20 protein-coding genes are annotated in these 21,625 nt (G+C 56.7%); 9 read left to right on the forward strand and 11 right to left on the reverse strand.

What is annotated here, in order from left to right; all coding sequences use genetic code 11:
* Window positions 1-8 precede the first annotated feature (8 nt).
* The 3 genes from ACMDB8_RS08855 to ACMDB8_RS08865 are packed head-to-tail and all read left to right on the forward strand — an operon-like array spanning window position 9 to window position 3,507.
* Window positions 9-674: a YjbF family lipoprotein gene (locus ACMDB8_RS08855; protein WP_409079155.1), complete on the forward strand. Its 666-nt coding sequence runs from the start codon at window positions 9-11 to the stop codon at window positions 672-674.
* Window positions 671-1,432 (forward strand): capsule biosynthesis GfcC family protein, encoded by a 762-nt coding sequence (locus tag ACMDB8_RS08860; RefSeq protein ID WP_223542355.1) that lies wholly within the window; start codon window positions 671-673, stop codon window positions 1,430-1,432. Before ACMDB8_RS08855 ends, ACMDB8_RS08860 begins: the two co-directional genes overlap by 4 nt.
* Complete coding sequence (locus ACMDB8_RS08865) at window positions 1,429-3,507, forward strand: YjbH domain-containing protein (protein WP_056722059.1); 2,079 nt, start codon at window positions 1,429-1,431, stop codon at window positions 3,505-3,507. The genes ACMDB8_RS08860 and ACMDB8_RS08865 overlap by 4 nt, the downstream gene beginning before the upstream one ends.
* Window positions 3,508-4,376: 869 nt before the next feature.
* Here ACMDB8_RS08865 and ACMDB8_RS08870 read toward each other — a convergent pair.
* The 3 genes from ACMDB8_RS08870 to ACMDB8_RS08880 form a co-directional block, all read right to left on the reverse strand.
* Window positions 4,377-5,771: an undecaprenyl-phosphate glucose phosphotransferase gene (locus tag ACMDB8_RS08870; RefSeq protein WP_056722061.1), complete on the reverse strand. Its 1,395-nt coding sequence runs from the start codon at window positions 5,769-5,771 to the stop codon at window positions 4,377-4,379.
* Between the two features lie 391 nt (window positions 5,772-6,162).
* Window positions 6,163-6,822, reverse strand: a complete 660-nt coding sequence (locus ACMDB8_RS08875) for a winged helix-turn-helix domain-containing protein (RefSeq protein ID WP_056722063.1) — start codon at window positions 6,820-6,822, stop codon at window positions 6,163-6,165.
* Window positions 6,823-7,103: 281 nt separating this feature from the next.
* Entirely contained in the window at window positions 7,104-7,844 is a 741-nt protein-coding gene (locus ACMDB8_RS08880) for a winged helix-turn-helix domain-containing protein (protein WP_056722065.1), read from the reverse strand.
* 558 nt (window positions 7,845-8,402) lie between these two features.
* On the opposite strand from ACMDB8_RS08880, the gene ACMDB8_RS08885 reads away from it, so the two are divergent.
* Window positions 8,403-9,236 carry an undecaprenyl-diphosphate phosphatase gene (locus ACMDB8_RS08885; RefSeq protein WP_409079154.1) on the forward strand — a complete coding sequence of 278 codons (834 nt, stop codon included), beginning with the start codon at window positions 8,403-8,405 and terminating at the stop codon, window positions 9,234-9,236.
* 55 nt (window positions 9,237-9,291) lie between these two features.
* Here ACMDB8_RS08885 and dusA read toward each other — a convergent pair whose 3' ends face one another.
* Window positions 9,292-10,287: a tRNA dihydrouridine(20/20a) synthase DusA gene (gene dusA, locus ACMDB8_RS08890; RefSeq protein ID WP_409079153.1), complete on the reverse strand. Its 996-nt coding sequence runs from the start codon at window positions 10,285-10,287 to the stop codon at window positions 9,292-9,294.
* Between the two features lie 387 nt (window positions 10,288-10,674).
* Between dusA and ACMDB8_RS08895 the strand changes: the two genes are divergently transcribed.
* Window positions 10,675-12,180, forward strand: a complete 1,506-nt coding sequence (locus ACMDB8_RS08895; protein ID WP_409079152.1) for a hypothetical protein — start codon at window positions 10,675-10,677, stop codon at window positions 12,178-12,180.
* A 137-nt stretch (window positions 12,181-12,317) separates the two neighbouring features.
* Here ACMDB8_RS08895 and ACMDB8_RS08900 read toward each other — a convergent pair whose 3' ends face one another.
* Complete coding sequence (locus ACMDB8_RS08900) at window positions 12,318-12,587, reverse strand: short-chain dehydrogenase (RefSeq protein WP_095946173.1); 270 nt, start codon at window positions 12,585-12,587, stop codon at window positions 12,318-12,320.
* Between the two features lie 465 nt (window positions 12,588-13,052).
* On the opposite strand from ACMDB8_RS08900, the gene ACMDB8_RS08905 reads away from it, so the two are divergent.
* Window positions 13,053-13,271, forward strand: coding sequence for a hypothetical protein (locus ACMDB8_RS08905; protein ID WP_409079151.1), 219 nt, complete (start codon window positions 13,053-13,055; stop codon window positions 13,269-13,271).
* Between the two features lie 50 nt (window positions 13,272-13,321).
* Here ACMDB8_RS08905 and ACMDB8_RS08910 read toward each other — a convergent pair whose 3' ends face one another.
* Window positions 13,322-13,750: a DUF2628 domain-containing protein gene (locus ACMDB8_RS08910; protein WP_409079160.1), complete on the reverse strand. Its 429-nt coding sequence runs from the start codon at window positions 13,748-13,750 to the stop codon at window positions 13,322-13,324.
* Window positions 13,751-13,981: 231 nt separating this feature from the next.
* A complete protein-coding gene (locus ACMDB8_RS08915) occupies window positions 13,982-14,743 on the reverse strand; it encodes a transporter substrate-binding domain-containing protein (protein WP_409079159.1) in 762 nt (253 codons plus the stop codon).
* A gap of 389 nt (window positions 14,744-15,132) precedes the next feature.
* Here ACMDB8_RS08915 and ACMDB8_RS08920 point away from each other — a divergent pair, with 389 nt between their 5' ends.
* From ACMDB8_RS08920 to ACMDB8_RS08930, 3 genes are read left to right on the forward strand one after another with little or no spacing between them, the layout of a single operon-like run.
* Window positions 15,133-15,630 carry a hypothetical protein gene (locus ACMDB8_RS08920; protein WP_223542389.1) on the forward strand — a complete coding sequence of 166 codons (498 nt, stop codon included), beginning with the start codon at window positions 15,133-15,135 and terminating at the stop codon, window positions 15,628-15,630.
* The gene (locus ACMDB8_RS08925; protein WP_056722095.1) at window positions 15,627-17,039 is read left to right on the forward strand and encodes a PAAR domain-containing protein; all 1,413 of its coding nucleotides are present in this window, start codon (window positions 15,627-15,629) and stop codon (window positions 17,037-17,039) included. Before ACMDB8_RS08920 ends, ACMDB8_RS08925 begins: the two co-directional genes overlap by 4 nt.
* A gap of 17 nt (window positions 17,040-17,056) precedes the next feature.
* Window positions 17,057-17,425, forward strand: coding sequence for a hypothetical protein (locus tag ACMDB8_RS08930; protein ID WP_223542390.1), 369 nt, complete (start codon window positions 17,057-17,059; stop codon window positions 17,423-17,425).
* A gap of 184 nt (window positions 17,426-17,609) precedes the next feature.
* Here the strand turns inward: ACMDB8_RS08930 and copD are convergent, their stop codons facing one another.
* From copD to ACMDB8_RS08950, 4 genes are read right to left on the reverse strand one after another with little or no spacing between them, the layout of a single operon-like run.
* Window positions 17,610-18,533, reverse strand: a complete 924-nt coding sequence (gene copD / locus ACMDB8_RS08935; protein ID WP_409079150.1) for a copper homeostasis membrane protein CopD — start codon at window positions 18,531-18,533, stop codon at window positions 17,610-17,612.
* Window positions 18,534-18,536: 3 nt separating this feature from the next.
* A complete protein-coding gene (gene copC / locus ACMDB8_RS08940; RefSeq protein ID WP_056722101.1) occupies window positions 18,537-18,920 on the reverse strand; it encodes a copper homeostasis periplasmic binding protein CopC in 384 nt (127 codons plus the stop codon).
* 52 nt (window positions 18,921-18,972) lie between these two features.
* Window positions 18,973-19,860 carry a copper resistance protein B gene (locus ACMDB8_RS08945; protein WP_223542392.1) on the reverse strand — a complete coding sequence of 296 codons (888 nt, stop codon included), beginning with the start codon at window positions 19,858-19,860 and terminating at the stop codon, window positions 18,973-18,975.
* 10 nt (window positions 19,861-19,870) lie between these two features.
* Window positions 19,871-21,562 carry a copper resistance system multicopper oxidase gene (locus ACMDB8_RS08950; protein WP_223542393.1) on the reverse strand — a complete coding sequence of 564 codons (1,692 nt, stop codon included), beginning with the start codon at window positions 21,560-21,562 and terminating at the stop codon, window positions 19,871-19,873.
* Window positions 21,563-21,625: the final 63 nt, after the last annotated feature.

Raw genomic sequence — 21,625 nt, forward strand, 5'->3', positions numbered from 1 at the left:
GTCCGATCGTGAGAACGTTGAATGTTGGCGTCTGCTTGATAGCGGCCTTGATGTTGTGTGGCTGTAACCCGCTGATGGTCGCTTCGGTGACCAACCTCAAGTCGGCGGTGTCGGGGCCGGATGAGCTGGACGTGACGGCGGCCCAAGTGGCGGATGTGCGCTATCCCCAGCTCAAGCTGACCACGCCGTCCGGTTCCGGCGTGCTGGCGCTGGTGCGTGAGCGCGACGACCTGCAATTCTGGGTCGCGTCCGGCAAACAGGTTCTGCTCATGCGCGATGGCCTGGCGGTGCGCAGCATCGGCCTGGGCCTGGACGGCGATCTGGACGGGACGCGCCTGGCTGACGTCTCGCCCTTCAAGCAAGGCCTCCATCAAGTACCCGATGGCTACACCAGCCAGCGCTGGATCGATCTCTACCAGGGCCAGGAAGTCGGGGTGGCCTTGAACAGTCGCTTCTCCCGCAAATCCATGGAAACCCTGGAAATCCTCAACAAGGAATACGCCGTGCTACGTGTCGATGAGCAGATTGACGCGCCGGCCATCGGCCTGCGTGCGACCAATCGTTACTGGGTCGATCCCGTTGACGGTTTCATTGTGCAGAGTGAGCAGCAACTGACCTCGCAGTTGCGGGTCAAGATCGTGCAACTGACCCCAGACCGCAGGCATGCCCGGTGAAGCGGGTCAGGGCTCTATCGGCGTGCCTGCTGTTGATCACCGGCATCAGCCATGCAGCGGTCACCGTCACCGGTGACGTTGCCAACCCGGGGGCGGTCGAGCTGCCGGCGGGCGGGCGGTTGCTGGACGTGATCAGCGTGGCACAACCCAATGTCGAGAGTTACTGGTTGGCGGCCGTACTGCTGCGTAAATCCCTGGTCGAGCAACAGACCCGACTCAAGGTCGGGGTGCTGTTCGATCTGGACGTGTTGCAGCGCATGGCCATGCTTTTCGACAGGCCGAGCCGGGCTGCCCTGGCGGTGCGGTTGGCCGAGCAAGTCAGGCGCATGCCGGTCACCGGACGCCAGGTGGCTGTCCTGGACCCGGTCGCCGTGGAAGTCGGGTTTGCCCGCAACATTCGCCTGGACGACGGCGACCGCCTCATCTACCCGTTGCGGGTCGACGAAGTCGAGGTGCTCGGCGCTGTCGCCGAGTCGTGTCGGTTGCCCTATCAAGCGCTGCAAGAGGCCCGCGATTACCTGCGGGGTTGCACGCCGCTGGTCGATGCGGACGCCGATTACCTGTGGTTGATCCAGCCCAATGGCGTCACCCGGCGCGTCGGCATTGCCCACTGGAATCGCGAGAGCGGGCAGATACCGGCCGCCGGCAGCAAGATTCTGGTCCCGGTCAAAAACGATGACCTTGATCCGCCTATCCCTGAACTGAATCAGCAGTTGGCCGAATTTATTGCCACGCAGCTGGCTGAGGTGGTTCGTTGAATTTACGTTTTGCAGCCGTATTGTTATTGCCGTGTGGTCTGGCTCATGCAGAACCACGCATTACCCAGAATGATTTCGGTGGCGCGGGCTTGTTGCAAACGCCGACGGCGCGCATGGCGCCGGCCGGTGAGTTGAGCCTGAATGCCAACCGCACCGACCCCTACAGCCGTTACAGCGTTTCACTTCAGCCACTTGAGTGGCTGGAAGGCTCGTTTCGCTACACCGCGATCACTAACCGCCCTTACGGCCCCGAATCGTTGAGCGGCAACCAGAGCTATAAGGACAAGGCGGTCGACCTCAAGGCCCGCCTGTGGGAAGAAACCCATTGGGCGCCCGAAGTGGCCTTGGGCTTCCGGGACATCGGTGGTACAGGCCTGTTCTCCAGTGAATTCGTGGTGGCCAACAAGCGCTACGACAATTTTGATTTCAGCGCCGGCATTGCCTGGGGTTACCTGGGCAACCGCGGCGACTTCGAAAACCCGCTGGGCTACGTCAGTGATCGCTTCAAGACCCGGCCCGACAGCGAGGGCACCGGTGATGTCAACGCCGGGGCCTATTTTCGCGGCAGCCCATCCTTTTTCGGCGGCGTGAGCTACCAGACACCCTGGGATCGGCTCAGTCTTAAACTCGAATACGAAGGCAACGATTACAAGCACGAGCCGAAGGACAACCAGATCAAGCAGGACTCACCGATCAACCTCGGCGCGGTGTTCAAAGTAACTGACTCGATCGACCTCAGCGCAGCCTGGGAACGCGGTAATACGGCTATGTTCGGCGTCACCTTTCACACCAACTTCGCCAGCCGCAAGGCGCCGGCGAAGACGTTCGATCCGCCGGCTGAACCCTTGCCAGCGAAGGCGCCGAGCACCGGGATGGATCAGGTCAACTGGGCCGATGTGTCCCGGCGCCTGCAGCAAAATGCCGGGTACAAGGTCGAGCGTATCAGCCAGCGCGATTCCGAGTTGATCGTGTATGGCGAGCAGCAGCGTTACTTCCATTCGGCCAAGGCCGTCGGCCGCGCGAGCCGGATCCTGGACAACAGCGTCAACGACGATATCGACTGGTTCACCGTGGTGAACAAGCGCTACGACCTGGCGCTTGAAGAAACCAGCGTGCCTCGGCAAACCTTCCGCGAAGTGATCAACAACGAAGAGCCGTTGCAAGCCCTGCATCGCACCACCGAAATCAATCCGGCGATGCCGCACAACGAGAAAACCCTCTACACCGAAGCGATGCAGCCATTCGCTTATGGCGTCGGGCTGGGCTTCAAGCAGAACGTCGGTGGCCCCGATGGCTTGCTCTATCAGTTCAGCGCCGACGCGGACGCCGAGTACCGCTTCAACCGCAACACCTGGTGGAGTGGTTTGCTCAGTGCCAACCTGATCAACAACTTCGACAAGTTCACCTATGACGCACCCAGCGGCTTGCCCCGCGTGCGCACGGACTTGCGCCAGTACATGACCACGTCGGATGTCACCATGCCGTTGTTCCAGGTCAGCCATGCCGAGCAGTTGGACAAAGACCTGTATGGCATGGTGTACGGTGGCTACCTGGAGTCGATGTTTGCCGGCGTCGGGGGCGAGGTGCTGTTCCGTCCGACCGGCGAGCGCTGGTCGGTGGGCGCGGACCTGAACTACGTGCGCCAGCGCGAGTTCGACCAGGGTTTTGGCTTGCGTGATTACTCGGTGTTGACCGGCCACATCACCGGCTACACCGACTTGCCCTACGATACGCTGGCAGCCGTCAGCGTCGGGCGTTACCTGGCTGGCGACTGGGGCGGCACGCTGGATATCTCGCGAGAGTTTTCCAACGGCGTACGCTTTGGTGCCTGGGCAACCATCACCACCGCAACCGGTGCTGAATATGGCGAAGGTAGTTTCGACAAAGGCATCTACCTGTCCATTCCATTCGACGAACTGATGAGCATGTCGACCATGCGCCGTGCCAACCTCGTCTGGTCGCCACTGACCCGGGACGGCGGTGCACGGCTCAATCGCAGCTACCAGTTGCACTCCATGACTGATAGCCGCGACGACGACATGTTCTACCGCAACTTCGAGAAGATCACTGAGTAACCTGTAGGAGCGAGCAGGCTCGCGAAGGCGTCGGCACACTCAGCATGGATGTTGACTGACCCGCCGCCATCGCGGGCAAGCCACGCTCCCACAGTGGTCATTTGGCGAGCCGAAGACCCAGACAACCCCCAATCCCCTGTGGGAGCGGGCTTGCTCGCGAAGACGTCAGCACATTCAGCATTGATGTTGACTGACCCGACGCTTTCGCGGGCAAGCCACGCTCCCACAGTGGTCATTTGGCGAGCCGAAGACCCAGACAACCCCCAATCCCCTGTGGGAGCGGGCTTGCTCGCGAAGGCGTCGGCACACTCAGCATGGATGTTGACTGACCCGACGCTTTCGCGGGCAAGCCACGCTCCCACAGTGGTTATTTGGCGAGCCGAAGACCCAGACAACCCCCAATCCCCTGTGGGAGCGGGCTTGCTCGCGAAGGCGTCAGCACATTCAGCATTGATGTTGACTGATCCGGCGCCATCGCGGGCAAGCCACGCTCCCACAGTGGTTATTTGGCGAGCCGAAGACCCAGACAACCCCCAATCCCCTGTGGGAGCGAGCTTGCTCGCGATGGTGTCAGTACATTCAGCATTGATGTTGACTGACCCGACGCTTTCGCGGGCAAGCCAAGCTCCCACAGTGGTTATTTGGCGACCCGAAGACCCAGACAACCCCCAATCCCCTGTGGGAGCGAGCTTGCTCGCGATGGCGTCAGTACATCCAGCATTGATGTTGACTGATACCCCGCTATCGCGAGCAGGCTTGCTCCTACACTGGTCTTTTGGTGATCCATAAATCCGGGCAGTCCCAAATCACAGCCACAAAAAAGGGGACTTGCGTCCCCTTGCGGTGTTGCCTTGTGCAGCCCTAAACCTTCAGTAGATGTCCTTCGACAACAAGGTGAACGGCGTTTTCACCAGAATCTTCAGGTCCAGCCACAACGACCAGTTGTTGATGTACTTGAGGTCGATCTCGACACGCTTCTGCATCTTGTCGATGGTGTCGGTCTCGCCGCGGCAACCGTTGATCTGCGCCAGGCCGGTGATGCCCGGTTTGATTCGATGGCGCGCCATGTAGGCGAGAATCTTCCCGGAGTAGTAGTTGTTGTGCGCGACGGCGTGAGGGCGCGGGCCGACCAGCGCCATTTGCCCTTGCAGCACGTTGAACAGTTGCGGCAATTCGTCCAGCGAAGTGCGACGGATGAAGCGTCCAACGGCGGTGATACGCGAGTCGTTGCGGCTGGCCTGTTTGACCTCATGGTCATCGTGCACACGCATGGAGCGGAACTTCCAGACCTGAATCACTTTGCCGTTCCAGCCATGGCGGTCCTGCTTGAAGAATACCGGGCCAGGGGAGTTGAGCTTCACGGCCAGGGCGATGACCAGCAACACCGGGCTCAGCAGGATAATGGCCAACAGGGCCACGCTTTTCTCCACCAGGCTTTTACTCAGCGCGGCGGTGGGCCGGCTGGTCAGCGGACTTTCGTTCAAGTAGATCGCCGGCAGGCCGTCCACGACTTTCACCGAGTGATTGAGCAGCGTCAGGCTGTTCAAGTCCGGCACCCAGACCACGTCAACGTTGGCATCCAGCAAGTCGACGTACATGGCTTCGATTTTTGCCGCTTCCGACAGGGGCAGGGTGATGTACAAACGACGGATGTCATGGGTCTTGATCAGTTCCAGCAGGTCTTCCTGGGCGCCGACGATGCTGGGTGCGCCCGGCTCCAGTGAGGGAGGGGCGCCGTTGCTGACCAGGCCCACCAACGGCAGGTTTTCGAGGTCGCTCAGCTTGTTCGCCAATCCCAGCGCCAGTTCACCGGTGCCGACGATCAGGGTTTTATGCTCGCTTTTGCGTGACCGCTGGTAGAACTTCGAGAACGCATGCAGCGGCGCGTACAGCAACGCCTGGCCGAGGAAACCGTACACCGCCCAACCCAGGATGACTTGTCGGGAAAATAGCTCATCGGCCTTGCAGATAAACGCGATGCACGCCAGCGCGGCCATCGTCATGGACCAGCCCATGAACAGGCGTCCCAGCCCTGACAGATAATTGTCTCTTTTGCGGTACACACCGCTGAACGTATAAGCCGGAACCGAGGCCAGTACGGCGAGCGTTGCGCACATCCGGTAATAGAACTCGACCGTTCCAGTGTGCCGCTCGGCAAGTATGAACAACAGGGAAACTACAAAGCCCTGTGCCAGCGCCCATTGCCCCCAAAAGGTAAGTCCCTTGAGGCCGGTGTTTCGATTGATACTAAGAGTAAGATCCATACAATATCCCCAAAAGACGTCCATTCAGGTTTCGACAGTTGAAATCCGAGTTGTTAAACAGACTTGTTATTGTTGTTATAGCGAGTGTCCTGAGGTAACAACGTCGATATGCCGAACTGTCGTCAGTCAATAGACTAAGTTATTGGCGGAGATGCTGTCTGACGAGTTCTAACAAGGTGGCAAAGTGCCAACTATCAGGGTTTTAGAAAAAGCCGAGCGTTAGAAAAGGTCGAATGGAAGAGGGTGAATAATTAGAGTGGTCTTTGGTATTGTAGGAGGGGAGGGGATGAGGGCGGTCTGACTAGCGCGGAGGTTGAAACCAAACAGAGTGCTTTTTTATTATTGTAGTCGCACTGTTTCTGTTTGTTTTATTCGCTAAGGGTGGAGGTGTTTACGCCACGACTTCCTGGATCAGGCAATAGCCACGATTTCTTACTGCGCGAAACAGTCGTTCACCGTTACTGGCCATTTTGAATTTGTCTTGCAGCCGACTCAGGCACATTTCCAGGCCACGATATTGTTCTGGCTCCCTGCCGATGCTGAGGATCAGTTCGTCTCGACTGACGACACGCTCTTCATGGTGCAGCATTTTCTTTACCAGCGCGGCTTCCAATCCGGTCAGGCTGATCTCGACGCCCTCTTTTACCAAGGCGCTTTGATCCTTGTCGAGTTGCCAGGCTTCGCTGTAAGGAGTGTCGCCCTCAATGGTTTGCGCAATATCGTTGGCTGCCCCGGTCGTTGCCGGCATGCTGTGGAATGGATTCGTCGATTGCGCTGCCAGCCATTCGGATTCCAGGGTCGCCAGTAGTCGCTGTGTATCATGTTCGATACTGCGCGCTACGTTTTTCCTTGAAACGCTTGGGTAGCTGAACTCCATCAGCACAGGTGCGGAAGAGGGTGAAGCAACGCCTTCAATAAACATTTGTGCCTGGGAGGTGCCAAACGAGTTGAAGCGCTCACTGGACAGGATGGTCTCAAGTTCACGCTGCGACGTTGTGCTGTGGGTCACGACGACAAAGTATTTCCTTGGGAGGGTTGTACTAGTTTCCATGTCTCTCTCCTGAAGTACACACCAAATTTGGCTAAAAGATGATCGGCAGGGGAGCAATGACTCCCTGGGAAGTAGTCGAAAGGCAGGGTCTGGGCCCAAATTTGGCCCTCGATGGGTTCCACTCGATCTGCTGCTATAGAATAAACTTTTATTGTTATGGTTAGATGTTGCCACGGTCATGGAATCGATAAGTGCCTTTGGTATGAAATACAAGAAACGCTGAAGCCGAGGTCTTTGTATTGTTGATAAAGTTGATGCTAAAGCGCCATCTTTTCGGTGTGTCAGAGAGTTGAAATCAGTCCCCTCATCAACCGGTACCCATGCCCGCGGATGCTCTGGATAGCGTTTGTGCCATAGGTGTCCTTGATTTTTCCACGAAGGCGACTGATCGATTTTTCCAGCGCCCTGGGGTCATAAAAGTTGCTGTTGAGCCCCATGATGTTGGCAATTTCATCGTGACTTAGTATGTGGTTACTGGTTTGCGCAAAGGCTTCCAGGATCTTCATTTCCGCAAAGGAGATGTCCAGCTTCTTGCTGGTGCCCAGTAGGCAAATACGGGTAGGGTCCAATATCAAATTGATATCTCTTTGCCATTCTTCACTGCTGAAGAACTCGGCGAGCAACTCAGAGCTTTCATCGGAAAGGGTATTGAACTTGATGCAGTAGTCGGCCCCCGCAAGATAGTACTTGATCTTGTTGTAGGTGCCTCGGCCCGTGATGACCGCGCAAATGATGGGTTTCAAGTTGCCGTTGCGCAGGTTTTCCACTAGCGCGAGGCTTTCCTCGAGGGCCTGGGGGCTGTCGATGATGATGAAGATGGCGCGATACGAACCAGAGCGTTCATTCTTCTTGAATGAACTAGTGTAGGAATTGGCCTCTAGTGCCATATCGGTCCGCACATGCCTTGCGACTAGCGCTCTAAAATGTTCAGCCACGCCACGGGTACGACCCAGAGTGAGAACTCCGGGTTCATCGTTTGTCTGGCGCTGGCTTCTAGTCGCTAAGTTCCCTGTAAGCATCATGCATTGACTCGAATAGGTGCTGACATCGGGATGTTAAAGCACCGGTTCTCATCTGTGACTGACAATTGGTAACATTTACGCGAATTTTAGACGTGGCTCCCGAGTTTTTTAACAATACTTAAGCTTTTCAAGCTTTTAGTTGATTTTCTCGGCGAACTGAACTAGTGGAATATCGTCGTTAGATGGTGGCAATATGGAATTGTGCCACTATTTTGAAACGATGGCGATTAATTTTTTATGTCCTTTTGCCACTGTTTGGCCCACTACGTGCCACCATTCATGCCAAGGTGCTGAATCCACTAAGAAACACAAATAGTGTGAGAGCGATCACACTTTATTGAGTGGCGAGACTTTTTTCCACTAAATACCTAAATATATTTCCAGGGTGTTCGTACTCGGACGATTATTAACATGGCTTGAGTGTGCCTTTTAATAAGACATATTCTCCCTCGCTACATCAGATAATGGGTGTGGATGTGTCGAATGTTTTGCTTGAGCTACTCAATATCTGAGTGCAGTTGACGGATCGTTCCCAAAGAACGGTCTGACGGAGGATTGATGGATTTCTGGACCCTTTTCAAAGTGTTGATCCTGGGCGCGGTAGAGGGCCTGACTGAGTTTTTGCCGATCTCCAGTACGGGCCACCAGATTATTGTTGCGGACTTGCTGGAATTTGGCGGTGAACGCGCCATGGCGTTCAATATCATTATTCAGCTGGGCGCAATTCTTGCCGTTGTCTGGGAGTTTCGCCGCAAGATTACAGAGATCGTCAAAGGACTGCCGACCCAACGCAATGCACAACGATTCACTCTGAACTTGCTGATCGGTTTTCTTCCGGCCGTGGTTCTGGGTGTCCTGTTCGCCGACCAGATTCATCACTACCTGTTCAACCCGATCACCGTGGCAGTCGCCTTGGTCGTGGGCGGCATTGTCATGTTGTGGGCGGAGCAGAGAGACCACGTGGTGCACGTCGACCATGTCGACGATATGCGTTGGTCGGATGCGCTGAAGGTAGGCTTCGCGCAATGCCTGGCGATGATCCCGGGCACTTCCCGCTCCGGATCGACCATTATCGGCGGCTTGCTGTTTGGCCTGTCGCGCAAGGCCGCCACCGAGTACTCGTTCTTCCTGGCAATGCCCACCATGGTCGGTGCGGCAGTGTATTCAGGCTACAAGTACCGGGAGTTGTTCCAGGCCGGCGACCTGCCGGTTTTCGCCCTGGGCTTCGTCACAGCGTTCTTCTTCGCCATGATCGCCGTACGCGGCCTGCTCAAGTTCATTGCGAACCACAGCTATGCCGCCTTCGCGTGGTACCGGATCGTTTTCGGACTGTTGATCCTGGCAACCTGGGCATTCGGTTGGGTGAACTGGACGGCAGCGGCCGCCAACTGACAGGCGAGCCAGGCGGATCAAACCGCCTGGCTGAAATGGCGAGAACAACCGGGCATTAACGCCCTTCAAGCAACCCGGCAGCTTGATCCAGCAAGACCAGGGGCTCCTTGGCCTTGTGGATATCCACCGACAACAACTGCCGAAACTTGCGCGCCCCCGGGAACCCGGTCCCCAGCCCCAGCACATGGCGAGTGATGTGGTGCATCGAACCGCCGGCGTCGATGTGTGCAGCGATATACGGCCGCAGCTGCGCCAGTGCTTCGGCACGGGTGATCACCGGCGCCGTGCTGCCGAACAGCTGCTGGTCCACCTCGGCCATCACATAAGGGTTGTGATACGCCTCGCGGCCCAACATCACACCGTCGAACGTCTGCAAATGCTCGTGGCAGGCCTCCAGCGTCTTGATCCCGCCGTTGAGGATAATCTCCAGCTCGGGAAAATCCGCCTTCAACCGCGCCGCCACGTCATAACGCAGGGGCGGGATGTCACGGTTCTCCTTCGGCGACAACCCCTCCAGAATCGCAATCCGCGCGTGCACGGTAAAACTGGTGCACCCGGCATCCCGAACCGTGCCGACGAAATCACACAGCTGCTCGTAACTGTCCCGGCCGTTGATCCCGATACGGTGCTTGACCGTCACCGGAATCGACACCGCATCCCGCATCGCCTTCACACAATCGGCCACCAGTTGCGGATGCCCCATCAGGCACGCGCCGATCATATTGTTCTGCACCCGATCACTCGGGCAGCCGACATTCAGGTTCACCTCATCGTAACCATGCTCCTGCGCCATGCGCGCACACGCGGCCAGGTCCAGGGGAACACTGCCACCGAGCTGCAGGGCCAGCGGGTGCTCGGCTTCGTTGTGCCGCAGGAAACGCTCGTGATCGCCGTTGAGCAGGGCACCGGTGGTGACCATTTCGGTGTAGAGCAGGGCGTTTTTCGACAGCAGGCGCAGGAAGAAGCGGCAGTGGCGGTCGGTCCAATCCATCATCGGCGCGACGGAGAAACGGCGGGAGAGCGGGGCAGGTGTGGCGGTGGCTGCGGACATGGGGGATCTGGAATCGGTGAGGCTGGGAGGTGGGGAGTTTATCAGGAATGGGATGGTGGGGTTTCGGTGATCTTGTAATGCTGTTCGGGGTATTTGAGACGTAACGGCACACAGAGATGTGGTTGGTTCAGTTTTAGTGAATAAATCTTTCCGCGTTCTCCGGTGGAAATCATTCGACATCAGTGTCTGGCTGGAGGTAAAACGTTATATTAGATGACAAGTAGCCACTCGGTCTAGCAGTGGTTGTGTTTAAGAAAGCATCAAATTAGCTCCGTTGGTTTGTTGGGTGAAGTGTTGTTGGAAGCTTTATGTGTTTTGCGGGGCGTCGTAGGTGTTAAGAGTCCGGTTTGTATTGGTGCTAGATAACAAAAAATATAAGGAGTTGGTATGGGGTTTTTAGACAAGGGCGTAGATCCGGCTGATTTTGAAAGGTTTAAATCTGAGGTGAATTCTCAGCTTAAAGCGCTGACAAGTGAAATAAGGTTGAAGGTTACAGATTCTGAAGCGGCCGCTCGCGCCTCTGCTGATAATGCATCAGATATTGAGGAAAAAATCAAAAGTACAAAAGTCGGCGTTGATAACGCTATAAAAGAGCTTCTGGAGTATAGGGAGGCTGTAAAGGAAGAGGTGGTCGGCGTTAAGTCTCTCGTCGAGGTGGCCAAGACCTCGGTCAATGAAGTCAAAAGTCTTGCTACCAAAAATGAAAGCGTTTGCGCTAAGGCAGTTGAGTTAACTGACTCAATCTCTTCTGCTAGCACGGTTATGAGTAGTGAACTTTCTGTAATTAAGGCCGCATTACTAGAGGCTCAGAAACTACCTGACCAAGTTGTCACAGTAACGAAGCTGTTGGATAGTTCTGCGGTGGTTGCTCAGGATATTGAAGCCCTCCTCACCCATTCGATGAAGAAAAAGTCTGAAATTGACGAACTGCACAAATCCATTCTTGGGACTGAGGTGAAAGGTGCTGATGGGTCAGTTGAACGCGTTGATGGATTGGTTGACTCTTTAAATCGTGCATATGGTTCCGTGGAAGCAAAAGTGACGGCGCTAGAGAGTGAGGTTGACGGTGCGGTTAAGGGGGTGATTGAGAAATATGAAGCTGATTTGTTTCAGGATAGGGAGCGGTTTGAAAGTCTTATTTCAGAATCGAAAGAGCGGTACTCAGCTATTGATGATGAGATAACGGGGTTGTTGCCCGGCGCAATGGCGGCTGGATTAAGTGCTGCATATGAAAAGAAAAAAGATGATGAAGTGGTATCGTCGGAGAAGTATGAGTTAAGTTTTAAGATTGCAATTGCTTTAATGGTCACTGTTTCTTTGATACCGTTTGGGGTTGATGTGTTTCTTCTTGGGTGGAAAGGGGCTGACTTAGTTCAGGTGATTAAAGACACTCCTAGTTTGATAGTGTCGATTTTGCCTCTTTATTTCCCCGTACTTTGGTTTGCGTATTCGTCAAGTAAAAAACTTAATTTGTCTAAGCGTTTGATTGAGGAATATACGCATAAGGCAGTTCTGGGGAAAACGTTTTCTGGTTTGTCTAATCAGATAGAGTCTCTGCCTCGAGAGAGTGTTGTTAGAGATGAGTTGAGAACCCGCTTATTGTTTAATTTGTTGCAGGTTAGCTCAGAAAATCCAGGTAAACTGATTACCGATTATAATAAGTCAGACCATCCATTGATGGATGCTTTGGAGAATAGTGCGAAATTATCTGATTCAGTAGAAACGCTGTCAAAACTTCCTGGATTTTCAATGCTTGCGAAAAAGCTAGCTACGAGAACTGATGAATTATTGAGTGCTCAAGCCGAGAAAGTCGAAAACGGTCTCGCGACTCAGGAGGTAATGGAAAAGCCTGTCGTTAAGGATGCTAGCGCTACCACAGCCAGTGTTGCCTAATTACTGGTGGGACGCCTAAATTTTGGTAGTCTCATTTCACGGTGATGCCAATCGAATAGAAATAGGAGATTGTGCAAATACAAGACCTTGTAAAATGAGTCGAGGGGGGCGTCTAAACTGGACGCCCCTCTTTTTCATCAGGACGACTCAGCATCCATCCGCCGCGCAATCACATCCAACACATCACAACCATCACGCAACGGCACGCAGCACAACAACGCAAAGTCGCTGAGAACCACCGTATCGCTGGTGATATCACCACGCATCGCAAGATTTTCAAGAATCTGCGTTACAGCTCGAATTCTGTAACTGGCCGTGCTGAGCAGTGAATGCAGAGGTTGTGTGGTGTTGACGAACAGCGAGGGCAGATCATCGGCATTGCTGGTTAAAGCCATGTACTCATTCATAAGTGAAGCTCCATTAGTTCATGAGAGCTATCACTCAATCGTCGCCAAACGAGAGGGTGGTAGCCGTACGCGGGTTGGCGAACCGGGCAATGGAGAAACCGGCAGACCCTGGGGTCTCCCGCGCACAGCCACCATATAACAGGCAGCTAGGTGCGTTCCGAAGCGCTCCGAAATGGTCGAAGGCTTCAGTTCAATTGCAATCGAGTCGCCAAACCCGACACGCCGTGAGGGCGTGGGCCGGACTATAGGACTCGTGGCAAAGGTGCAGCAATGGCGGAGTGTACGGACAATTCCTGATGTCGTGTAGGACGCTGCTCTTTTTAAGTTTTGGCGCCGATGTTTGAGAAAGCGACGTTCCTGAACCCAAGCTGTCTCCCTACAAAGTTTCATGCTGTCCGGCACACACGAGGCATAGGATGACCGCCAAAGGTCATGTCCCAGCGCCTCAACCCACAGGAATAAAAAATGATCGCAAACCTGATCAAAGTCTCGCTGATCGCGGGCGCCGTGCTGTTGAGCGCCTGTTCGGGTGTGAGTACCGATGACCGTTACCCGGATGACTCGCAGTCGTCTAACGGTTTCGGTCCAGGGCCGACCCACAACCCCAACCAGCTGAATTTACATGGCAGTGCGCTCGGCAACAGCTTCGGCGAGTACAGTTCGGGGTTGTTGCACGACGATTGACCGGTGGCGCAACGGTGGAGTGATTTCCACCGTTGCGCTTCGGGTGAGACTTAGACGAACCTCAAGCCTTCAAAAGGATTCCAGCCTTGCGAACCTTTTACCTGTTTCAGGTAGTAGGCGTAGTTGGCGCTCAATCCGTACATAAGTGCAAAGGCGACGTTCATGCCGGTGTCAAGGGCCTTGGGCGCTTCTTCATAACCCAGCAGGGTGAAAATCAATGCCAGGGCAAAGGAAAGGGCAACGATGATCGCGATGATTGCCAGGTTCTTTTTCCACAGCCCAAGTACGAAGAAATAGATCGGCCCGAAAAAAAACGCGATGAAGTTCAGGTTGATCAGGATGCGCTTGCGCGCTGGCAACTGTTTGAAAGCCGTTTTGAAATCGGGGCTTTTGGGGCTGCCGTGTTGATCAAAAAAAGCGAAACGTTCTTGCCATTTCGGGCTGGCGTTGTAGGTTTGCAATTCATCCGTGCTGCTCATTGTCTGTCCTTTTTTGAGGGGGCTGCTCGGTCGAGGCATCGACCGAGTTTTCGTTCGGTGCGTGTCAACGCGTCTTGCATATGACCGGCTTGCTACCGGTGCGATAGTAGTTTTAATCATGTAACGATATTTAACAAGCCATGAGGTAGAGCCTTGGCGGGCTGTTGGCGCGTCACGGCTTGCGGGACAGTCGATCAGGCGGCGGTCTCCATTTCAGTGGCGGGCACGCCGTTATTTACCCCCAGGCACCGCCAGCCACTGGCGCAGGATCTTCTGGTAGTTGCCTGTTGCCTTGGCCAGGTGCAGCCACTGATCGACGTACAGCTTCCAGGTGATGTCGTCGCGGGGCAGCAGGTAGGCTTTTTCGCCGTATTGCATGTAGTGCGTGGGGTTGACCGCGCACAGGCCCGGCTTGAGCTTCTGCTGGTACAGCGCCTCCGAGGCGTCGGTGATCATCACGTCGGCTTTTTTATCCAGCAATTCCTGAAAGATGCTCACGTTGTCGCGCAGTTGCAATTGCGCCTTGGGCAGGTAGGCGTGGACGAAGGCTTCGTTGGTGCCGCCGGCGGGTTCGACCAGGCGAACCGAGGGTTGGTTGATCTGTTCGACGGTCTGGTACAGCGCCTGGTCTTCGCAGCGCACCAGGGGGATTTTGCCGTCGACGTCGAGGATGCTGCTGAAGAAGGCTTTTTTCTGCCGTTCCAGGGTGACCGAGATGCCGCCCATGGCGATGTCGCACTTGCCGGCGAGCATGTCGGGCATCAGGGTTTTCCAGGTGGTGGGCACCCACTCGACCTTGACGCCAAGGCTGTCGGCCAGGGCGCGGGCCATGGCGATGTCGATGCCGGAATATTCGCCGTCCTCGGCTTTGAGGGTGTAGGGCTTGTAGTCGCCGGTGGTGCAGACGCGCAGTTGTCCCTGTTGCATGACGCTGTCCAGGTGCGAAGGTTCTGCCAGGGCGCCAAGGGAGAGTGCGAGCAAGCCGCCGAGCATCATTGCTCTTTTGATGTTTTTCATTGTTATCGGGCTTTTGTGCTGGAGTGGTATTGAAGCGGGGAGTGTAGTGAAGTTTTCATGGGTGTGAAAAATCCGGTTCGGGAAGATGTCGTTTTTTAGTTAACCCATCGGACTACGCTCGCACGCGAAAAAACCACACACACAGCGGGCCTCCACTGCGCAAAAAAATACTTCTTGTAACTACCGTTGTAGGAAATGGGTTGTTGGTTATTGCGAAAATTCCTATTCGTTCATTTGGCTATGCCAGTGTATTGCTTTCAGCACGCACTCCACCGTCTTATTCGTCGTCGTCCAATCTTCTCTTTGCTCAGCACTTCTGCCGAGAGGGAAGGCAACTCAAACCGATGACGATAAGGAAGTGGCAAATGAATGCACCTGTGCACCCCTTGTATACCAACGAAGTTTCTCCTGAATTTCTCCGCAGTCTTGACGCCCCAAATTTCACTGAAGAGCGACTTGCGCACTTTTGCGACGAAGCTTTGGCAGTTGTTCGCCAGGGGCAGGCATACATGGAAGCTCATCCCGCTCACGCCATTTACCGAATCGCGACTGAGGGCAGTCAAACCCGCGATGGCGGGGTGATCAAGCAGGGAGTTGCTCACCTGGAGTTCACATTAGAGAGCGGCCAGAAAGTACGGGCGGCACAGAAAGGCGACTACGTCGTGTACGCCGATGGGCGTACGGCGCAGATCGTCACGGGCGCGGGACAAGGAAATAGCGATGTGGCGCTGGTCGGCAGTCGTCTTTGCAATGGAGACGAGATCATCAACACCTTGCAAGGCGGTTGTTTGTTGGTGGGACGTGAAGGTGTAGCGATGGCCGAGGATTTTCTGCCCTCCATCAAGCAGGAAGAACATCAATGAACGAGGGACATTTCATTGGTCTGGATGACAAGACTACCTGTGGTGGCAAAGTCCTGGATGGTCATACCGGCGTCATGATGTTCGGTATCGCCCATGCCCGCGAAGGTGATCGAGTCAGCTGTGGCAAGGATGGCAAGACTTACAAGATCGTGGGTGGCATTTCGTACATGATCAGTCATGGCAAAGCCTTGGCGGGCACGCTGGACAGTCATAGCGATTGCCCCTGCAAAGCCCGGCTGATCCCTTCGATGGTCACGGCGACCTATCGCAGCGCCAATTCTGCACCGCGAACGGGCAGGAGCGTTGTGCAACCCGTTTCCAGTGCGGCAACCAGTCAACCGGCCGCGCCACGCCAGCCTGGTTTCGCCCCTTCGAACCCTCCAGCGCCTGCGATATTCGCCCGCGCGGAACCTCAAGAACCGGGCTTCTATGTGGTGCCCAAAAGCATGACCCGCGAGGCCATGGAGGCCACACTGTTCGCCACACCCGATGCCGTCGTGATGCGCAAGTTTCGAGCGCTCAATCCTGAGCGAGGCGATATCAAGGCCGGTTCGCTGATCGTGCTCGGCGACCCGAACAACCACTCCTGCACCTATCAGGAAGCGCAACTGATGCAGGCCGCGCAGCAGGTCAAGTTGGCCCTCGATCCCCTGACGCCGGACGAAGCCGAATTCATGTTCCGCCACGGTGCTGAAATCGCCAGTTTTACCGGCCGTACCTCGACCTGGCTTGGCGTCAGCGCGGTGGTGATGGAAAAACACCTGACCCGATTGCGCGACACCCTGCAAGCCATGGAGCGCCTGCATCAGGACAGCTATCGTCAGCATGGCCACCTGCGGTCGCCGCAGTTCTTCGCCGAGCGCCAGCGGCTGCTCGCCCAACTCGATGCTCATCTGCTGAACTCCACTCGCCTGCGTGGCCAGACTACCTTGGGCGATCACCCGAAGCTGAAGACGGCGCTCGGCATTTCCAGTCGCAGCCTGGTGCACCATTGGGACAAGGCCGGGGCGCCGGGGCAGATACCAGGGTATTCCACTCATGTGAATGCAATCAGTCGGGCTGCCAAGTACATGAGCACCGGTGGTTACATCGGGATTGGCATTGGCGGAGTTTCGTCGTTGCTGGCTATTCAGGAGGTTTGTGTTGGTGACTCTGGAACTGCGTGCGAGAAGGTCAGGTTTACGGAGGGAGGAAAGTTTGTTGGGTCCACCTTTGGTGGCGTTGCGGGTGCAGAGATAGGTAAATATGTCAGTGGACCTATCTGTCTGGCACTTGGAGTATCTACCGGAGTTGGAGGAGTTGTCTGCGTCGCGACCTTGATAGGTGCTGGAGCATGGGTGGGTACGACTTATATGGGGGATGGAGGTGAGTTAATGGGTGAAATTTTATACGAGAAAACCCATCCATGATGGGAAAGGGTTTTTGGATGTCTTGGCTAGCTTTTTGGCTTCTAGCCGGTCCGATCTTGCTGGCCATTGCGAGCACTGCATACAGTCTGTACCTCAGATGGCGTTACCTTGATGCCATGCTGGAGGCCTTAAAAAATAGTCGTTATGTCCACACCTGGGGGCCAGGTTTGCGGCAGCAGGGGTGGTTTGGGGGCCTCTTGCTAATAGCAAAAATCGCCGGGATGGTGACTATGCCAAGGGTTTCAATCCGCATTGGCGAGCTGGACCCCGAGGATATTAAAAACTTTCCCCCACATCTAAAGCGTCTTTTGAAAATCAAAGCGGTAATGCTGGTAGGCATTGCTGTTTGGGGATTCATTGCGTATGGGCTGATGAAGTTGGAGTGATATTTGGGGCTATCACCTCAAGCTTAAAACAGCCCTCGGCATTTCCCGTCATAGCCAAATGGACCTCTGTGACAAGGCCGGGACACTGGGCAAGATAAGTTAAAGCAGGACTGCGAAATTCGAACGGCACCGGAAGGTGCCGTTTTTTCACCGCTATGAAAAATCAACGCCCCCTAAAGATGGCTCACTCCATTTCCGGACTCAACGTCCCCAACCACGCCACCAACCCCACAATCAAAAACGCCGCGGCCATTTCCACCACCACACTGCGCCGAAGCGCATGGGCTGCCACGCGATACTGGCCCTCCCGCAACGACCGCTCCAGCAAGGGGCCAAGATGAAAGCGGTTCAGCGCCGCCAACGCCAGCATCCCGGCAAACAACAGCACTTTGATCGCCAGCAGAACTCCGTACTGGCTGAGTAAAACCTCATCGAGTTTCGGCCCGACGATGAACAGGTAGTTCACCACGCCCGTGACGGTGATGATCAGAACGACCAGCGCGCCGACAAGCTCAAATCGCCTGACTGCGCGAGCCAACAAGCGTATGTGTGCTTCGGTTTGCAGGGCCCGGGGTTGCGCCATCAACGCAAACGCCAGCAGCGCACCGAGCCAGGCGCCGGCGGCCAACAGGTGCAGGATGTCCGTTGTAAAGTGCCAGAAACGGCGGCTGCCTTCGTCCATGGCGCCATGCCCGTTCCAGGCCAGGCTGGCGAGGGAGATGCCGCCGGCCGTGGCGGCGATCACCAGGCTGATGCCGGGGGCGCGTGGGTTGAGCATCAACGCCAAACCCGCGACTGCTAACGCAATCATCCGCACGGCCCAGGCCAACCCCGTGTCTGTCTCGGACAGCATCATCTCGAGGTGAGGGCGCAACTCGGTGACGTCTGATTCGCCGCTCATGGCGCGGACCATCAGCACCATGCCCGCGACGGACAGCAGTGCACCGAGCCCGACTGTTGCCGTCGACAATCGGTGGAAGGGAAGCACTGTCCCGGATAGCCGTTCCTGTCCCTTGAGGCTGTAGAGCCCGAACAGCGCCACGCCAAACAACAGCATCAAATCCACATACAACACAAACCGCAGCACGACGTTGGCCGAGTCGCTCATCGATCATTTCACTTTGAAGGTGACGTTGCCGGTGATCGGGTGGGTGTCCGATGACACCGCACGCCATTCGACCTTGTAGGTGCCGGCAGCCAGGGGGGCTGTCGGGGTGATGAACATGGTTTTTGGATCGCTGCCGCCGCTGACCTTGGCCTTGACCGGCATCGGGGCGTGGGCCATGCCGGCCATTTCGGTCATCAGCAGTTTGGCGCCGGAAAACTGGGTGACGAGGTTTTCCGAAAAGTGCAGTTCGATCTTCTCGGGTGGCGCACCTTCCGCGCCATCCGCTGGGGTGGAGGCGAGCAGTTTGGGGTGTGCCTGAGCGAGGGTGCTCATGAGCAGGCCGCTGAGCAACGCGATAACGACGGCGGTGGGTTTGATGATGCGCATGCAAGGTCCTTTACCGCTTGAAGCGGTTGTTGTTGATTTTAGGTGAGTCTGTTCAGAACCACATCCGAATACCGAGCACCAGGCGGGTTTCGCCGCGGTCCTCGCCTTCGTCGTTGGCGTAGTCGGCGGTGTTGCCGTAGGTGCGGTTCCAGGTCACGCCGAGGTAGGGCGCGAATTCCCGGCGGATTTCGTAGCGCAGGCGCAAACCCGCCTCGGTGTTGGACAGCCCCGAGCCGATGCCCCGTTGTGGATCGTTTTTGCCGTAGGCGTTGAGTTCGACGGTCGGCTGCAGGATCAGCCGATTGGTCAGCAGGATGTCGTAGTCGCCTTCCAGCCGCACGGCGCTCTGGCCGCCTTCGCCGATGAAGGCCGTGGCTTCGGCCTCGAAGTTGTACAGCGCCATGCCCTGCACGCCGAACGCGGCCCAGGTTTGCGGGGCGCCGGGTTTGAAGTCCTGGCGCACGCCGCTGACGACGTCCCACCACGGGGAAATGGCGTGGCCCCACAGGGCCTGGATTTCCGCGTCCTCGGTCACGCCGTTGGTGCGTTCGCCTTCGGAGCGCAGCCACAGGCGATCAATGTCGCCGCCGACCCAACCGGACAAATCCCAGGCCAGGGTGCTGCCGTCATCGGCGTCCTGCCATTCCAGTTTGTCGGCGAGGAAGAATGAATTGAGCGTGCTGTCATGTACGTGGTGGCCGGCGGGATCGGCATACACCGCCGCGCGATCGGCGTCGGTCAGCACCGGGATTGGCGTACGGCTTTCGCTGGGGGCGGCGGGCTGCATCTGGCCCTCGTCCATGGTTTGCATCTGATTGTCGTCCATGCCCTGCATCTGGCTGTGGTTCATCAGGCTGTGATCCATGCCTTGCATGTCATCGCTGGCGGCCATCGCCGTCGAGGTCGCGAGGGCCAAAAAAAACGGGGTGAATCGAATCATGGGGTGCACCTCATTCTTCCACGCGAACTTCACGGAACATGCCCATTTCCATGTGGTACAGGAGATGGCAGTGGTAGGCCCAGCGGCCGAGCGCATCGGCAGTGACCCGATAGGTGCGCCGGGAGCCCGGTGGCATGTCGATGGTGTGTTTGCGCACCATGAACTGGCCGTTCTCGTCTTCGAGGTCGCTCCACATGCCGTGCAGGTGGATGGGGTGCATCATCATTGTGTCGTTGACCAGCACGATCCGCAGCCGCTCGCCGTATTTGAGGCGCAGGGGCTCTGCATCGGAGAACTTCACACCGTTGAACGACCAGGCGAATTTTTCCATGTGGCCGGTCAGGTGCAGCTCTATGGTGCGGCCGGGCTCGCGGCCGTCCGGGTCTTCGAAGGTGCTGCGCAGGTCGGAGTAGGTGAGCACGCGGCGCCCGTTGTTGCGCAGGCCCATGCCGGGATCGTCGAGTTTCGGTGAGGTGGACATGGCTTGCATGTCCACCAGCGGGTTGTCGGTTTCCGAGGCCGGGTGGGACTGCATGCCGGGCATGTTGCTGTGATCCATGCCTGCCATGCTGCCGTGGTCCATGCCGCCCATGCCCATGTCCTCCATGGTCACCAGGGGGCGCGGATCCAGTGGCGGCAGTGGCGCAACCTGTCCCGCTTTCAGCGCCAGGGTGCCCCGTGCGTAGCCGGTGCGATCCATTGCCTGGGCGAACAGGGTGTAGGCCGCTTCGGTCGGCTCGACGATAACGTCGAAGGTTTCCGCCACGGCAATGCGAAACTCGTCGACGCTCACCGGTTTGACGTGCAGGCCATCGGCGGCGACCACGGTCATTTTCAGGCCGGGGATGCGCACGTCGAAGTAGCTCATGGCCGAGCCGTTGATGAAGCGCAGCCGCAGCTTTTCCCCCGGGCGGAACACCCCGGTCCAGTTCGAATCCGGCGCCTGGCCGTTCAACAGGTAGGTGTAAGTGGCGCCGCCGACGTCCGCCAGGTCGGTGGGGTTCATCTTCATCTCGGCCCACATCTTGCGGTCGGCGACGGTCGGCCCCCAGCCTTTTTCGCTGACGTCGTGGATGAAGTCGCCCACGGTGCGTTTGTTGAAGTTGTAGTAATCGGACTGTTTTTTCAGGGTCTTCATCAGGCCGACCGGGTCTTCATCGGTCCAGTCGCTGAGCATTACCACGTAGTCGCGGTCGTACTGGAACGGCTCCGGGTCCTTGGCGTCGATCACCAGCGGGCCGTAGACCCCGGATTGTTCCTGAAACCCCGAATGGCTGTGATACCAGTAGGTGCCGTTCTGGCGCACGGTGAACTGGTAGACGTACATGCCGCCCGGCTCGATGCCCTTGAAGCTCAGCCCCGGCACGCCGTCCATGTTCGCCGGCAGCAAGATGCCGTGCCAGTGAATGGAGGTGTTGTCCTTGAGTCTGTTGCGCACCCGCAGCGTCACCGTATCGCCTTCACGCCAGCGCAACAGCGGGCCGGGGATGCCGCCGTTGATGGTCATCGCGGTGCGCGGGCTGCCGCTGAAGTTGACCGGGGATTCACCGATGAACAGCTCGAAATCATTACCGGCCAGCACCTGGGGTTCGCCGGGGCTGCTGATCGCCCAGACCGGCGTGCGCCATAACCCGAGGCCGCCGAAGAGCCCGCCGATGGCCAGGCCTTTGACGAAGGTGCGTCTTGAAGTGTGGGAGTGCATGCCGTGTGTTCCGCCCGTCAGCCTGTTGAACTTGTCGACTAGTCTAGCGGGCGGTGCTTTCAG

The organism is Pseudomonas monachiensis (genome assembly GCF_047345015.1).
Classification (GTDB): domain Bacteria; phylum Pseudomonadota; class Gammaproteobacteria; order Pseudomonadales; family Pseudomonadaceae; genus Aquipseudomonas; species Aquipseudomonas monachiensis.